The 14,027-nt window shown below is 65.4% G+C and carries 14 protein-coding genes; 5 read left to right on the top strand and 9 right to left on the bottom strand.

The features are described from left to right. Positions 1-193 precede the first annotated feature (193 nt). A complete protein-coding gene (locus QMZ05_RS18850; RefSeq protein ID WP_353702105.1) occupies positions 194-1,102 on the bottom strand; it encodes a DMT family transporter in 909 nt (302 codons plus the stop codon). Positions 1,103-1,216: 114 nt separating this feature from the next. Between QMZ05_RS18850 and QMZ05_RS18845 the strand changes: the two genes are divergently transcribed. Beyond that, the gene (locus tag QMZ05_RS18845; RefSeq protein ID WP_353702104.1) at positions 1,217-1,990 is read left to right on the top strand and encodes a helix-turn-helix transcriptional regulator; all 774 of its coding nucleotides are present in this window, start codon (positions 1,217-1,219) and stop codon (positions 1,988-1,990) included. A gap of 17 nt (positions 1,991-2,007) precedes the next feature. Here QMZ05_RS18845 and gcvA read toward each other — a convergent pair whose 3' ends face one another. Further along, positions 2,008-2,910, bottom strand: coding sequence for a transcriptional regulator GcvA (gcvA, locus tag QMZ05_RS18840; protein ID WP_353702103.1), 903 nt, complete (start codon positions 2,908-2,910; stop codon positions 2,008-2,010). A 206-nt stretch (positions 2,911-3,116) separates the two neighbouring features. On the opposite strand from gcvA, the gene QMZ05_RS18835 reads away from it, so the two are divergent. The 4 genes from QMZ05_RS18835 (at position 3,117) to QMZ05_RS18820 (ending at position 6,481) form a co-directional block, all read left to right on the top strand. Beyond that, positions 3,117-3,623, top strand: a complete 507-nt coding sequence (locus QMZ05_RS18835) for a PaaI family thioesterase (RefSeq protein ID WP_353702102.1) — start codon at positions 3,117-3,119, stop codon at positions 3,621-3,623. Next, positions 3,620-4,882, top strand: a complete 1,263-nt coding sequence (locus QMZ05_RS18830) for an MFS transporter (protein ID WP_353702101.1) — start codon at positions 3,620-3,622, stop codon at positions 4,880-4,882. Before QMZ05_RS18835 ends, QMZ05_RS18830 begins: the two co-directional genes overlap by 4 nt. A 25-nt stretch (positions 4,883-4,907) precedes the next feature. Next, complete coding sequence (locus QMZ05_RS18825; RefSeq protein ID WP_353702100.1) at positions 4,908-5,627, top strand: helix-turn-helix domain-containing protein; 720 nt, start codon at positions 4,908-4,910, stop codon at positions 5,625-5,627. 74 nt (positions 5,628-5,701) lie between these two features. Further along, complete coding sequence (locus QMZ05_RS18820; RefSeq protein WP_353702099.1) at positions 5,702-6,481, top strand: sulfite exporter TauE/SafE family protein; 780 nt, start codon at positions 5,702-5,704, stop codon at positions 6,479-6,481. A gap of 104 nt (positions 6,482-6,585) precedes the next feature. Here QMZ05_RS18820 and QMZ05_RS18815 read toward each other — a convergent pair whose 3' ends face one another. The 7 genes from QMZ05_RS18815 to gatC all read right to left on the bottom strand — a co-directional run bounded on the left by QMZ05_RS18815 (position 6,586) and on the right by gatC (position 13,813). Then, positions 6,586-6,852, bottom strand: coding sequence for a hypothetical protein (locus tag QMZ05_RS18815; protein ID WP_353702098.1), 267 nt, complete (start codon positions 6,850-6,852; stop codon positions 6,586-6,588). A gap of 1,462 nt (positions 6,853-8,314) precedes the next feature. Continuing rightward, positions 8,315-9,802 carry an Asp-tRNA(Asn)/Glu-tRNA(Gln) amidotransferase subunit GatB gene (gene gatB / locus QMZ05_RS18810; RefSeq protein WP_353702097.1) on the bottom strand — a complete coding sequence of 496 codons (1,488 nt, stop codon included), beginning with the start codon at positions 9,800-9,802 and terminating at the stop codon, positions 8,315-8,317. A gap of 127 nt (positions 9,803-9,929) precedes the next feature. Further along, positions 9,930-11,291 carry a patatin-like phospholipase family protein gene (locus QMZ05_RS18805; protein WP_353702108.1) on the bottom strand — a complete coding sequence of 454 codons (1,362 nt, stop codon included), beginning with the start codon at positions 11,289-11,291 and terminating at the stop codon, positions 9,930-9,932. A 165-nt stretch (positions 11,292-11,456) separates the two neighbouring features. Beyond that, positions 11,457-11,738 carry a hypothetical protein gene (locus QMZ05_RS18800; RefSeq protein ID WP_353702096.1) on the bottom strand — a complete coding sequence of 94 codons (282 nt, stop codon included), beginning with the start codon at positions 11,736-11,738 and terminating at the stop codon, positions 11,457-11,459. A 3-nt stretch (positions 11,739-11,741) separates the two neighbouring features. Beyond that, positions 11,742-13,217, bottom strand: coding sequence for an Asp-tRNA(Asn)/Glu-tRNA(Gln) amidotransferase subunit GatA (gatA, locus tag QMZ05_RS18795; RefSeq protein ID WP_353702095.1), 1,476 nt, complete (start codon positions 13,215-13,217; stop codon positions 11,742-11,744). Next, positions 13,214-13,444, bottom strand: coding sequence for a hypothetical protein (locus QMZ05_RS18790; RefSeq protein WP_353702094.1), 231 nt, complete (start codon positions 13,442-13,444; stop codon positions 13,214-13,216). The genes gatA and QMZ05_RS18790 overlap by 4 nt, the downstream gene beginning before the upstream one ends. Before the next feature lie 81 nt (positions 13,445-13,525). Beyond that, on the bottom strand, positions 13,526-13,813 hold the full coding sequence (gene gatC, locus QMZ05_RS18785; protein ID WP_353702093.1) for an Asp-tRNA(Asn)/Glu-tRNA(Gln) amidotransferase subunit GatC: 288 nt from the start codon (positions 13,811-13,813) through the stop codon (positions 13,526-13,528). Between the last annotated feature and the right edge of the window lie 214 nt (positions 13,814-14,027).

Raw genomic sequence — 14,027 nt, 5'->3', positions numbered from 1 at the left:
GCGTCGGCGGTCGCACTGCACAGGATCACGAGGGGTAGCGTCAAGACCAGGGAAATACGTAGCGACATTCGTAAGGCAGCGCGCATGGCGATCACTCCGTTTCAGCGAACAAGTGATCGCGGGCCGTAGCGCTCTATTCTGGCCTCGCTTGTCACATGTGATCAAAACCACGAGATCAGCAGGGCACGACGGCCTACCGAGCCTTGCGCGCGGGGTTCAGCGGTCGGGGAAACGCCTGCGCGCAGGCGACACCGAGCAGCGCAAGGCCGCCGCCGATGACGTGGAATGACCTGACCGGCTCGCCCAGCATCACGATCGCGGCCGCGGCGGTCAGCACCGGCAGCAGATTCATGAAGATCGCGCAGCGGTTCGGGCCGAGCTGGGCGACACCGCGGATCCAGAGGAACGGCAGCACCACCGAGGCCAGCGCGCCGGCATAGACGATCAGCGGCCACGTTTCGGCATTGACCTGACGCAGCGGCGCCGGCGTCGCGAGGAATGCAGGAAACACCACCGCCAGCGCGCACAGCGCCTGCATGTAGGTGGACTGCCATCCGGTGATCGGCAGATTCCAGCGCTTCAGCAGCACGCCGTACAGCGCATAGACGATCGCGGCGAGCAGCATCAAGGCGTCGCCCGCATGCACGCCGTTCTGCAACAGCGACGGCAAGTCGCCGCCGCTGACGAGGTAGATGAGGCCCGCAAACGACAGCGGTGCGCCGCAGATCATGCCAAGCGTCGGCTGCTCGCCGAGCAACGCGGCACTCAGCGCGACGGTCAATAGCGGCGTCAGCGCAGTGAACACGGCCATGTTGGTCGCGGTCGTGGTCTCGGCCGCGAGATATGACAGGCTCTGGAACAGGCACATCGCAAGGAATCCGAGGATCGCGAGCGGCCCGAGATGCGGCCAGATCGCGCGGCGATTGCGCCAAGCGGCGCGCGCCACGAACGGCGACATCAAGAGCACCGCGACCAGCAGGCGATAGAAGGTGATCGCCTGCGGACCGATCGTGTGCGCCGAGAGACGCGAGACGATGACGTTGCCGGCCCACAGCACGATGGCAACGAAGGGATAGAGAAATGCGGCTTTCTGCTTGAGCATGACCTGGCAGCGCGTTGGTGAAGGAGCACCAGCAACTACCTGTCGCGCCGACGTCCGTCTCACGCTAGAATGACCTCACCTAGCGAGATTGGGACACGCGAGACTAATTAAGACGTGTTGGACGAGCTGATCACACGGCACCTCGACTATCACGCCACGGCGCGGCCGATGGCGGCGATGGAGATCGACTATCCGAGCGGCGCGTCGACCGGCCTGCATGCGCATCCGCGCGGCCAGCTGCTCTACGCGATTGAGGGCGTGATGATCGTGCGCTGCGCCGAGGGCACCTGGGTGGTGCCGCCCAATCGCGCGGTGTGGTTGGTCGCAAGTCTCGAGCACGAGGTGCGCATGTGCGGCGCGGTCAAGATCCGCACCGTGTTCGTCGATGCCGCCGCGGCGCCCGATCTGCCGCGGACCAGCTGCGTGTTCACGGTCTCGCCGCTGCTGCGCGAGTTGTTCGTCGCCGCGATGTGCGTGCCGCTGGACTATGCGCCCGGCACCTCAGACGAGCGCCTGATGTGCGTGCTGCTCGATCAGCTGCGCGAAGTCGACGTGCTGCCGCTGCACCTGCCGATGCCACGCGACCCACGGCTCGCACGGATCTGCGCGGCGCTGCTGGCCCGCCCGGACGATGCCTCGACCGCCGAGCAGTGGGCGCGCCGGCTGAAGCTGACGTCGAAGACGATCCACCGCCTGTTCGCCCGGGAAACCGGCATGACGTTCGGCGAGTGGCGTCAGCAGGCACGCCTGTTGTTCGCGCTCGAACGGCTCGCGCGCGGCGCGCGGGTGGTCGATGTCGCGCTCGATGCCGGCTATGCCAGCCAGAGCGCCTTCACCGCGATGTTCCGCAAGCATTTTGGCGTGCCGCCCAATGCGTTCTACCGATAGACGGTCGCAGCGGCGAACTAACGCTCCGCAGGCGGAGACTGCGCCGCCGGCCCCAGGATCCATTCCCTGAACGCTGCGATCTTCGGAAGCCCCTGCCGGTTGTCGGGACAGACGAGATAATACGCGAACTCCTCCAGATGCGCGGTCTCGAGCAGCTGGATCAGCTCACCGTTCTCGATCTCATGCGCGACCATCGCCGCCGGCAGCAGGCCCGCGCCCTGCCCGGTCAGCACGGCCTTCAGCAGCAGGCCGCTGTCGTCGAACGAGGGTCCGCGCGGTGCGCGAACCTCCGCGATGCCGTTGGCCTGAAACCACAGGCTCCATCCCTTGCGATCGGCGTCATGCACCTGCGGCCAGCCCGCGAGTTCGCCGGGAGATGCCGGCCGCCCGAGACGCGCGACCAGCGAAGGCGATGCGACCGCCACCATCTCGACCGTAACGACGCGGTCGCTGCGCAGCCCCGGATAACGGCCAAGGCCATGTCGCACCGCGACGTCGATGCCGCTGCGCGAGAAATCCACCAGCGTGTTGCTGGTGACGATCTGCAGATCGATCTCCGGATGCGTGTTCTGAAACGACGCCATGCGCGGCACCAGCCAGGCCGATGCGAAGAACGGCGTGACGCTGACCGTCAGCGTGCCGACATCAACAGATGCAGCGACGCGGCGCGACGCCTCAGCGATCTGGCGAAACGCATTGCGGATCGACGGTAGATAGTCGCGTCCGGCGTCGGTGAGATAGATGCCGCGCGGCACCCGCTCGAACAGCTTGACGCCGAGATGGGCCTCCAGCGTCTTGAGCATTTGGCTGACCGCGCCCGGCGTCACGTACAGCTCCTCGGCCGCGAGCTTCACGGAGAGATGGCGGGCGGCGGATTCGAACGCCTTGAGCGCGTTCAGGGGCGGAAGCCTGTTTTCCATGACTTAGATTTTCTAATCTTTATCGCGCAGCAAATCTGGTTTGCCAATCCGGCTCTCCGGGCGCTCTATCAGCCTATCTTAGTGCTGGAAGCCGCGTCAACGCAGAGAAAATCGAACCAGTAAGATTAGATTATCTAATCTTTTATTCCGCCGTCCGCTAGCGGCTTTCGGCTCTTTGATGAAGCCAGGACTGATGGAACCAAGACATGATTAAGGCCCCAAATCGACTCGCTTTGCACGAGGTCGGCGCGGACGGACATCCCAGCCAACTCGTCGATCGCATCAACGCATCGCAAACCGGCAGCCTGCCCGGCCTGCTGGACTTTCAATGGCTCGAAACCGGACGCGGCCACCTCAGCGGCCGCTTCGAGATCGCCGCAAAACACTTCTCGCCGCACGGGCTGTTGCACGGCGCAAGCATCGTCGCCCTGGCGGACACCGCATGCGGGTTCGGCTGTCTCGCCTCCTTGCCGGACGGCGCCATCGGCTTCGCCACCGGCGAACTGAAGACAAATTTCATCGGCACCGCGCGCGAGGGCGGTGTGAGCTGCGAGGCGCGCCTCGTGCACGCCGGCCGCACCACCCAGGTGTGGGATGCGGAGATCAAGAGCGAGGTGACCGGCAAGACCATCGCGCTGTTTCGTTGCACGCAGATGCTGCTCTATCCGCCGGCCAACGCCGGCGATCCCGCGACGCAGGGAGAACGAACATGAGGGACACCGTCATGCACGCCGGATATCAGAGAGCAAAGCCGTTCTATGGCTGGGTGGTCGTCGCTGCGGCCTTCGTCGTCACCTTGATCGGCTTCGGGAGCGCCTACACGTTCTCGTCCTTTGTCGAGTCCTTGCAGCGCGAGTTCGGCGCCTCGCGCGGCTCGGTCTCGCTGGTGTTCTCGTTCGCGGGCTTCCTGTATTTCGGACTCGGCATCGTCTCCGGCCCGCTTGCCGATCGCTGGGGCGCGCGCAGGCTAGGTGCCATTGGAATGGCGCTGGTCGGTCTCGGCATGGTGCTGGCGGGACAGGCCCAGACCATCCTCCAGGTCTATGCCGCCTACAGCATCGGGATCGGCGCCGGCGTCGGTTGCGCTTATGTCCCGACGCTCGGCGCCGTGCAGCGCTGGTTCGTGCGGCGGCGTGGTTTCGCGTCGGGCCTCGCGGTCAGCGGAATTGGCGTCGGGACGCTGGTGATGCCGCCGCTTGCGACCTGGCTGATCACGAGCCTCGGCTGGCGCGATGCCTACGTGGTGCTCGGCGTCGTTGCCGTCGTCGCCGGGATCGGCGCATCACTGCTGATCGCCGACGACCCGCGCCGCTATGGCACCGGACCGGACGGCGATCCGCTGGAGGCAGTCTCCAGTGCGCCGCTCCGCCAGGGCGTCTCGATCCGCGGCGCGGTGCGGACCGCCCGCTTCGCCGGGCTCTATGCGGCCTGCCTGATCAGCGCATTCGGGGTGTTCGTACCCTTCGTGCATCTGGTGCCGTTTGCGGTCGATCATCAGGTAGCGCCGACGCTCGCCGTGCTGCTGCTCGGGATGATCGGCGTCGGCAGCACCGCCGGCCGGTTCTTCCTCGGCGGCATCGCCGACCGCGTCGGCCGCGACGCATTCCTGATCGCGATGTATCTCGGCATGGCGGTCTCGCTGGCGATCTGGGCGATTGCCGGTAGCTTCTGGTCGCTCACGGCCTTCGCGCTGCTGTTCGGCGTGTTCTATGGCGGCTGGGTCGCGATCCTGCCTGCTGTCGTCACCGACCATTTCGGCGGCCGCAATGTCGGCGGCATCATCGGTATCCTCTACACCAGCGTCGCGTTCGGCACGCTGCTCGGTCCGAGCGCCGCAGGCTTCGCCTACGATGTCAGCCACAGCTACTTCATTCCGGTGGCAATCAGCGCAGCCGCCAACCTCGTCGCCGCCCTGATCGCTGTCGCGACAATGCGAACGGCCTCGCCGATCGCCTCGCTCGTGCGGCCATGACGCCTCATGACCGTCGGTGACGTCAGTGCTACGCTTCGCCATGACCAACGCCTGGACTTATCGGCGAGCCGACCGTGACGACATCGTCGAGCTGGCATCGTGGCGCGGTGCCGGCTCGCTCGGCCTCCGGCCGCACTTCCATGACGAACACCAGCTCGTGCTGGTGCTGTCGGGGTCGCGCAGCTTTCGCATCGACGGTGAGACCATCACCGTGCCTGCCGGCCATGCCGCGCTGATCCCGGCGGGGATGCTGCATGCGCCGATGCCGACGCCGGACGAGGAGACGGCTTGCCTGAACGCCTATGTTCCGGCGAGTCGCGCCTGTTCGTCGCTCCAGGTCGTCAGCATCGGGGCTCGCTGGCAGCGCGTTGACGAGATCTCGCCCGAGCACATCCTCGAGATCGCGGGCGACATCCTGTTGCGCGCGCCGTCTGCTTCGACCGGACGCACCGACCGGTCCAAGCTCGGCGCCGCCCTGACGGAGAGCCTCGCGCCGATCGGCGCAGTTGCCGCAGGCTTGGGGCGAAGCCGCGAAGGGTTCAGCCGCATGGTGAGGCGCGAGCTCGGCGTCGCCCCGCATGCGTTCCGCCTGCTCGCCCGGCTCAACCTTGCGCGGCAGTTGCTGCGCGCCGGCGAACCGATCGCAGCCGTAGCAGTCGATGCGGGCTTCTCCGACCAGAGCCACCTCACCCGGCTGTTCCGCCGCACCTTTGGCACGACGCCGGGCGTCTATTGGCGCGACTGAAGGCGACGTCACAGACGTTCCAGACGGACCGCGGCTCCGCCCGCTAGTCTGCTCACCCTCGAATTGGGTGACGCATGGATATCCAGACAAGCCTTCTGCTGCTCGCCGCCGGTATCGCGGGAGGCATCATCAATGCCCTGGCGGGCGGCGCAACGCTGATCACGTTTCCGGCGATGCTCGCGGCGGGCCTGCCCGCCGTCATCGCCAACGCGTCGAATGCGGTGGCGATCTCGCCGGGGCATCTGATCGCAGCGCTCGCCGATCGCGGCAAGCTGCCGCCGCCGACGCGGCGTACGATCAGCTTCGTCCTCGTCGCGACGCTCGGCGGCGCAATCGGCGCCGGCGTCCTGTTGCTGCTTCCCGAGCGGCTGTTCGTCCTGCCGGTGCCGGCCCTGATCGGCTTCGCGACGCTGTTGTTTGCCTTTGCGCCGCAGATCCAGACGCCGCAAGCCAAGACTTGGACCATCGGGCAGCAGAAGACCGCGACCTTGCCGTCGACCGCTGCCAGCGCTGCCGTCCTGGGATTGGCGTGTGTCTATGGAGGGTTCTTCGGCGCCGGGCTCGGCGTCATCCTGACCGCGGTGCTGTCGGTCACCGAGCCCAACGACATCAGGACGATCAAGGCGTTGAAGAACCTGCTCGCGACCTGCGTATCGCTTGCCGCCACACTGATCTTCATCGCGCAGGGAGCGGTGCGTTGGCCGGAGACGTTGGCGATGCTGCTCGGCGCCATGGCCGGCGGCTATGCAGGAGGTCACCTGATCCGGGTTCTTCCCGCGCCCGTGGTCCGCCAGTTCGTCATTGTGGCCGGAGCGGTGATGACCGCGATCTACGCCGCGCGATACTGGTTCTAGATGGAGCGAGGGAGCCGAGGCTCCCGGCTCGATAGCTGTTGAGCTGGAGCGTTTTCGAGCGAAGCGGATACCGGTTCGCGCGAGGAAAACGCGCCAAACGAAACCTAATGCGTCATCATCCAGGCGCGGGCTTCGCGCTGGGCAGCCGCGATCTCGACGTCGGACATCTGCTCGGCGACCTCACGGCGGTGCGCGATCGCATCGGTACGTCCCTTGAGCGCCGCCAGGTTGAACCATTTGTGCGCCGCGACGAGGTTGACCACGCCGGAGCGGCCGCTTGCCCAATACATGCCGCGCTCGAACAGCACGTCCTGGATTGCGGTCGCAGCAACCGGGACAGCGCTTTCCTGATCGATGACCCCCTGAAACATTGTCGTCATTCCCCTTTTTGTTGTTGGCCGCCCTCCCCCGAGCGCGGCCCCCGTCCACTGTTCAAACGTCCTGTTATTCGCTCGCCGTTTGCCGGCTTGTTGGGACGATCATGGCCCATCAAATTTGAAGAGCGGTTTAAGTATCGCGATGAACGGGATGTAAACCGGCGCCGCCGGGGGCGCCTCGCTGAATCGCAGAAGTGCCTGTGCCGCAGGCACTTCCTTCCATTCGTGAACGCCGGTTTACCCTAGTGCTTCGGACAACGATAACCATCGCGGACAATGGCCGCGCCTGCCGGCCGGCCCTCGCCGGCGATCAGTTTCGAAATTGACAGAGGGGTGCGAGGCCCGGCGGACGATCCGCGGACGGCGCACACAAAAGCAACGCGAGGCCGTCAGGCCCAACGTCGATCCAGAACTGGGGTGTGGGAAAGTGGCGCCGGGCGCGGACTGCGCGGGCCGCCGGAACGAGGGGGTCGGCGAACACGTCAGGACCAGATTTCAGCTCGGCATTCTCGCCGGTGAAATTGCGGAACCAAGCGGCTCCGCACCGAACGAAGAAATCTCTGTTTCTTCTGCCGGACCGGTTTTGGGAAGGTCGCCCTCTCCGAAATTCGATCCAGCCGTTTGACCTGATGTCTCGCCGACACCCTCTTTCGTCAGCCAGAGCCTTGGGGTGGGATGTGCCTCTCAGCAGTCCGTCCGCTGGCTCTCGCGACGTGCCGGCGTCAAGCCGCCGGCAATCCTCTCAAGGCGAGAGGCTTACTTCTTCTTGGCGACCTTGCGGGTCTTCTTCGCAGTCTTCTTCACTGCGCTCTTCGCCTTCTTCGCCTTCTTCGCCTTCTTTGCCTTCTTAGCCATGTTGCCCTCCAGTATGTGAGATGGCTCTTACTTCGCTGCGTGCACTCGGGAATCGATATGCACTACTTCCCGAATACACCAACAGACCGAAAAAAACAGTGTCCCGCTTAAGGAAGTGTTGACGCAGCGATGGCAGTGCGCACAGCGCGCGCCGCCGTTCAAATCGACGATGCATTCGCGCGACGATGCAAGAAGTGCAACAGCGGTCGACATCGGCATTTGTCAACGTTGCAGGAAATGCCTTGTATTGCAGCCTTTTCTTGAATTCGGATTGAAGCGGTCGACGCGCGATCGTCGTTGCGCTGAGTCGCGAGCGACGACGAAAAGCGGCACGGCGTGAACGCCGAGTCGTAATTTTTGGCAACGAAAAAATTTTCGTGGGTAAGACCGCTTTTGCCTCGTTTGAGGTCATCCGAGCCGGATTCGCGAACGAATCGCAGTTCCGGCGATTCGGCGCCGCGAGGCATCGTCGTGCCCGTCGAGGGAGGGTGTGAGGCAGGATCACGCCGCGTTCACGCGCGCGCGACGACGCCAAGGGTGATCGCGCGGGAGCATGATCCGGTCGGATCATGCGCCAAGGACAACATCATTGTCCTGTTCGTCAGATGCCGAGCTTCGACTTCAGGAGGTCGTTGACCGCTTGCGGGTTCGCCTTGCCGCCCGACGACTTCATCACCTGACCGACGAACCAGCCGACCAGTTGCGGCTTCGCCTTGGCCTGCTCGACCTTGTCGGGATTGGCCGCGATGATGTCGTCGACCACCTTCTCGATCGCGCCGAGGTCGGTGACCTGCTTCATGCCGCGCGTCTCGACGAGCGCGCGCGGATCGCCGCCCTCCTGCCAGACGATCTCGAACAAGTCCTTGGCGATCTTGCCGGAAATCGTTCCCTCGCCGATCAGATCGACGATCGCGGCGAGTTGCTGTGCCGACACCGGCGAGGCAGCGATCGCAACGCTCTCCTTGTTCAGCCGGCCGAACAGCTCGTTGATCACCCAGTTGGCGGCGAGCTTGCCGTCGCGCGCCTTGTCGGCAAGACCCGACAGCACCGTCTCGTAGAACTCCGCGCTCTCGCGCTCGGCGACCAGCACGCTCGCATCATAGGGTGACAGGCCAAAGCCCGTAATAAAACGGGACCGCTTCTGATCGGGCAGTTCCGGCAGCTGCGCCTTGAGGCCGTCGACGAAGGCCTGGCTGAACTCGAGCGGCAGGAGATCGGGATCCGGGAAGTAACGGTAGTCGTGCGCCTCTTCCTTGGAGCGCATCGAACGGGTCTCGCCCTTGTTCGGATCGAACAGCCGGGTCTCCTGGTCGATGGTGCCGCCGTCCTCGATGATCTCGATCTGACGCCGCGCCTCGTACTCGATCGCCTGGCCGATGAAGTTGACCGAGTTCATGTTCTTGATTTCACAGCGGGTACCGAACGCGGTCTCGCCGTAGCGGCGCACCGAGACGTTGACGTCGGCGCGCAGATTGCCCTTCTCCATGTCGCCATCGCAGGTGCCGAGGTAGCGCAGGATCGAGCGCAGCTTGGTGACGTAGGCCTTGGCCTGCTCGGCATCGCGGATGTCGGGCTTGGAGACGATCTCCATCAGCGCGACGCCGCAGCGGTTGAGGTCGACATAGGACATCGTCGGCGACTGATCGTGCAGCAGCTTGCCGGCGTCCTGTTCCAGATGCAGCCGCTCGATCCCGATCGTGACGCTGCGGCCGCCGTCGAGCTCGAGCGACACCTCGCCCTCGCCCACGATCGGCGACTTGTACTGGCTGATCTGGTAGCCCTGCGGCGAGTCCGGATAGAAATAGTTCTTGCGGTCGAACACCGAGCGCAGGTTGATCTTCGCATTCAGCCCGAGGCCGGTGAGCACCGCCTGGCGGACGCACTCCTCGTTGATGACTGGCAGCATGCCCGGCATCGCGGCATCGACCAGCGAGACATGCGAGTTGGGCTCGCCGCCGAACGCGGTCGACGCGCCGGAGAACAGCTTTGAGTTCGAGGTGACCTGGGCATGGACCTCCATGCCGATCACGACCTCCCAATCGCCGGTGGCGCTCTTGATCAGTCTATGCGGGGCGGCAGCTGCGGTCATGGATCTCGGTTTCCGGACAAGTGATATCTGGGATGGATTGGGCTTCGCGCAACCAACCGCGCCAGTCAAGCCGCCTTGCTGTCCCCTTGCGGCCCTTGCGGCCCGTAGCCACGCATTGAGGCGCGGATCAGAGCCCGCGCCGGAACTGCTGGTAGGCCTTGCTCGAGCACAGCGCGTCCGCGCCGCCTGCGATCAGCTGGTCGACCTGCTCCGGCGGCAGCGACAGCCGCGTCGGGATGGCGTTCAGGATACCGGCGCGTTCCGGTCCCAGCCGGTCGAAGCCGAGCCGCTCGACATAGATCGCGACGTCGCCGCAGTTCCAGCCGGCGCCGACGCCGAGCCGGCTCCGATCCGCCGCCGACAGGCCGCAGCGCCAGCGCTTCAGCTTGCCCGACCAGTCGCTGGCGAGCGCGGTGAAGGCCGCGTAGCTCGAACGCACGCTGGCATCGATTGCGGTGTCGGCCGCCGCCGACACCAGCTCGACGCCGTTCGGTCCTTCGAGCGTCTGCACGAAATCGCCGGAGACGCCGCGGCCAGCATCGACCACCAGGAACAGGATGCGCTTCAGCTTGGCCGCCTGTCGCTCGTCGAGCGGCTCGTAAGGACGCTGTGCGGCGAGCAGACCGATGCTGAGCGCCGACAGCCCGTAATTGTCGACGAGGCCGCCATCGAGCAGCTTGACGTAGCGCATCGAGCCGTCGCGGTAGCGCGCCTGGGCCTCGGCGTAGGAGCGCAGCAAAGGTTGCGCGTTCGGATCGTTGCGTACCCGATCGTACCAGGGCGGCAGCGGCGCGGCGCAGCCGCCGGGATAGGTTTGCAGCACGATCGGGGCAAATGCCAGCGGCACCGCGGCCGACGCCGCCACCGCTTCGGCGACGCGATAGGAGCGGATGTCGCTGCACAGCGCGTCGAACGAGGTCTTGCCGAACACGAACGGCGTGCGGTTGTAGATGTCGGAGGCGTTGATCCACACCCGCGGCCGGCGGTCGTCCGGCAATGCCTCGAACCGCGCGCCGTCGAACAGATTTTGATCGAGCCAGTCGGTGAACTGGCTGTCGTTGACGCCGCCGCCCAGCGCGCGCCCGATATTGCCGAGCGAGATCCTGGTCTTCAGTCCCTCCTCGGCATTGCGCAGCAGGAAACGTTCGCGGAAATCGGCAAGCGCCGCGCGCCGCTTCAATCCGAAATAAGCGGCGGTGACCGATCCGCCGGAGACGCCGGAGACGAAATCGACGCGATCGAGCAGCGTCTTGCTGCCGGCGGCGTTGGAGTGCACCCGATCGAGCTCTTCGAGCACGCCGAACGAAAACGCCGCCGCGCGCGTGCCGCCGCCGGAAAACGACAGCGCGAGCAGCAGGTCATCTTCATAGGTTGGATAGTCACGGGCGCTGCTGTTGTCGGCGAGCGCAGCACCGAGCGGCACGTTGCCGGGCAGATTGTAGACGGAGGCGCAGCCGGCAAGGCCCGCTCCCACCACGGCCACCAGCAGCGCTGACAGCCATCCCCCTATGCCCGACCCACGCACGAATACTCTCTTTGCCACTGGCCCCCGCCCGGTTCCACCAGCCTATCACGGTCAATCTGGGCGGCGGCATGGCGGCCGAAACACGGTTAATGCTCGCGGTGTCAAGACACCAGCATGCTGCACGGTAGTTCAAGCTGAAAGCGTGGACACAATCCGCTCCCACTCGGCCTCGAGCGTGTCCTTTGCGACCGGCTGGCCGGCCCGGCGATACCAGTAGCCGGCATTGCCGAGGTCGCCCTCGACGCGATGCAGATAGGCATGCACCCAGGCCGAGTTGGCGTCGCTCTCGTTCATCACGATGCGGTGCGCCTGGTCCCAATCGCCCTTCTTCGCCCACCACAATGCGGCGAGCGGCGGCGATAGCGCCGCATCAGGCGCAGCGTCAGCGAGACTGGCGCGGAAATCCGCCATCGCTCACCACCATTTGGGCGCCGTGAACCGGCCAGCCGCCTGCTCGATCACCTCGCCGAGCGAGAACAGCGTCTCCTCGTCGAACGGACGGCCGATCAGTTGCAGGCCGAGCGGCAGGCCCTGGGTGTCCTTGCCCGCGGGCACCGCGATGCCCGGCAGGCCCGCCATGTTCACGGTCACCGTGAAGATGTCGTTGAGGTACATCTCGACCGGATCGGCGCCGCCCTTCTCGCCGATGCCGAACGCCGCCGACGGCGTCGCCGGCGTCAGGATCGCATGCACGCCCTTGGCGAAGCAGTCCTCGAAATCCTTCTTGATCAGCGTCCGCACCTTCTGCGCACGCAGATAATAGGCGTCGTAATAGCCGGCCGAGAGCACATAGGTGCCGATCAGCACGCGGCGGCGCACCTCGTCGCCAAAGCCATCGGCGCGGGTGTTCTCGTACATCTCGATGATGCTCTTGCCCGGCTCGCGCAGCCCGTAGCGCACGCCATCATAACGCGCGAGGTTCGACGAAGCCTCCGCCGGCGCCACGATGTAATAGGCCGGCAGTGCGTATTTGGTGTGCGGCAGCGACACCTCGACGAGCTCGGCGCCCGCGGCCTTCAGCCATTGCGCGCCCTCGCTCCAGAGCTTTTCGATCTCGGCCGGCATGCCGTCGAGCCGATATTCGCTGGGGATACCGATCTTCATGCCCTTCACGGACTTGCCGATCGCAGCCTCGTAGTCCGGCACGGCGATGTCGACCGACGTGGTGTCCTTCGGATCGTGACCGGCCATCGAGCGCATCAGGATCGCGGCGTCGCGCGTGGTGCGCGCGATCGGGCCGGCCTGGTCGAGCGAGGACGCGAACGCCACGATGCCCCAGCGCGAACAGCGGCCGTAGGTCGGCTTGATGCCGACGGTCGCGGTGAACGCCGCCGGTTGGCGGATCGAGCCGCCGGTGTCGGTCGCCGTCGCGCCCATGCAGAGCAGCGCCGCGACTGCGGAGGCCGAGCCGCCGGACGAGCCGCCCGGCACCAGCGTGGTGTTGGATCCCTCGCGCCGCCACGGGTTGGTGACCGGGCCGAAGCACGAGGTCTCGTTCGACGAGCCCATTGCGAACTCGTCATTGTTGAGCTTGCCGAGCAGCACCGCACCGTCGCGCCAGAGCTGCGAGGTCACCGTCGACTCGTAGGGTGGGATGAAATTGCCGAGGATCTTCGAGCACGCCGTGGTCCTGATATCGCGGGTCGCGAACAGATCCTTGATGCCGAGCGGAATGCCGGCCAGCGGTCCGCCCTCGCCCTTTGCGATTTTCTCGTCGGCGGCCTTGGCCATCTCGCGCGCCCGGTCGGGCGTCTCGAGTACATAGGCATTGAGCACGCGCGCGGCTTCGATGGCGGCGAGATGCGCGTCGGTCAGTTCGCGAGCGGTGAAAGACTTGCTCGCCAGGCCCTCGCGGGCCTCGGCGATCGTCAGCGATGTCAAATCGGTCATTTATTGATCGGGCTGCAGAAGAACGGAGACAGGGTTTTGTCGTTGGCGGGGTCGTCTTGGCGCGCTTTGGCATTTTCCTTGGCGCGGGCGGCATCGAGCGCCTCGAGATGGTCGAGCACGGCGTCCATCGCCGCATTGGGATCGGCGACCTTCCCCTTGCGCTCCACCGCATCGAGGAAGTCCATATAGGCCTTGTAGGCCTTCTCATCGTCGCAGAGCAGACACATTGGACTTTTGTCGCTTTGTTTGACGCGTTCTCTTCAAGCGAACCGGTACCCACTTCGCTTGAGAACGCTATGCTGGGCTCTTTACTCGACCACTTTCGGCACCAGGAAGAAGTCGTTCACGGTGTCGGGCGCATTGCGGACGATGATTTCGGCGATCTCGCCGTCATTGACCACGTCGCCGCGCTTCTTCATTTCCATCGGCGTCACCGAGGTCATCGGCTCGACGCCATCGATATTCACTTCCGACAGCTGCTCCACAAAGGCCAGCATCGCGTTAAGCTCGCCCTGGAGATGGGGAACTTCGGCGTCGCTGACCGCGATCCGCGCCAGATGCGCGATGCGGCGGACAGTCGTGGCATCTACGGACATTATATAGGGCCTCGGGTGGTCAGGCTGAAAGGTCAGCCTGCCGTATAGCAGAGGCCGCTTTTGCGCCGCAACCGCGGCCCCGGGGGGCTTAACGGACCCCGCCGGCCCCCGGCGAGACATTCCGGGCGCTCATTGAGGCTGCAAAACCCCGCGACGAAACCACTTCGTGCCCGCCACGAAGTGGTCCGGAAACATTGCCGGCGCCTACTGTCTC

This window comes from Bradyrhizobium sp. INPA03-11B (assembly GCF_040446015.1).
Lineage (GTDB): Bacteria > Pseudomonadota > Alphaproteobacteria > Rhizobiales > Xanthobacteraceae > Bradyrhizobium > Bradyrhizobium macuxiense_A.
Note: the sequence above shows the minus strand (reverse complement) of the source record. Positions and strands in the feature narration are given on the sequence as shown.

Excerpts from the sequence above, each read along its gene's own strand:
- QMZ05_RS18850 (WP_353702105.1), bottom strand. The coding sequence starts at position 1,102 with ATGCTCAAGCAGAAAGCCGCATTTCTCTATCCCTTCGTTGCCATCGTG.
- gcvA (WP_353702103.1), bottom strand. The coding sequence starts at position 2,910 with ATGGAAAACAGGCTTCCGCCCCTGAACGCGCTCAAGGCGTTCGAATCC.
- QMZ05_RS18835 (WP_353702102.1), top strand. The coding sequence starts at position 3,117 with ATGATTAAGGCCCCAAATCGACTCGCTTTGCACGAGGTCGGCGCGGAC.
- QMZ05_RS18830 (WP_353702101.1), top strand. The coding sequence starts at position 3,620 with ATGAGGGACACCGTCATGCACGCCGGATATCAGAGAGCAAAGCCGTTC.
- QMZ05_RS18820 (WP_353702099.1), top strand. The coding sequence starts at position 5,702 with ATGGATATCCAGACAAGCCTTCTGCTGCTCGCCGCCGGTATCGCGGGA.
- QMZ05_RS18815 (WP_353702098.1), bottom strand. The coding sequence starts at position 6,852 with ATGTTTCAGGGGGTCATCGATCAGGAAAGCGCTGTCCCGGTTGCTGCG.
- gatB (WP_353702097.1), bottom strand. The coding sequence starts at position 9,802 with ATGACCGCAGCTGCCGCCCCGCATAGACTGATCAAGAGCGCCACCGGC.
- QMZ05_RS18800 (WP_353702096.1), bottom strand. The coding sequence starts at position 11,738 with ATGGCGGATTTCCGCGCCAGTCTCGCTGACGCTGCGCCTGATGCGGCG.
- gatA (WP_353702095.1), bottom strand. The coding sequence starts at position 13,217 with ATGACCGATTTGACATCGCTGACGATCGCCGAGGCCCGCGAGGGCCTG.
- QMZ05_RS18790 (WP_353702094.1), bottom strand. The coding sequence starts at position 13,444 with ATGTGTCTGCTCTGCGACGATGAGAAGGCCTACAAGGCCTATATGGAC.
- gatC (WP_353702093.1), bottom strand. The coding sequence starts at position 13,813 with ATGTCCGTAGATGCCACGACTGTCCGCCGCATCGCGCATCTGGCGCGG.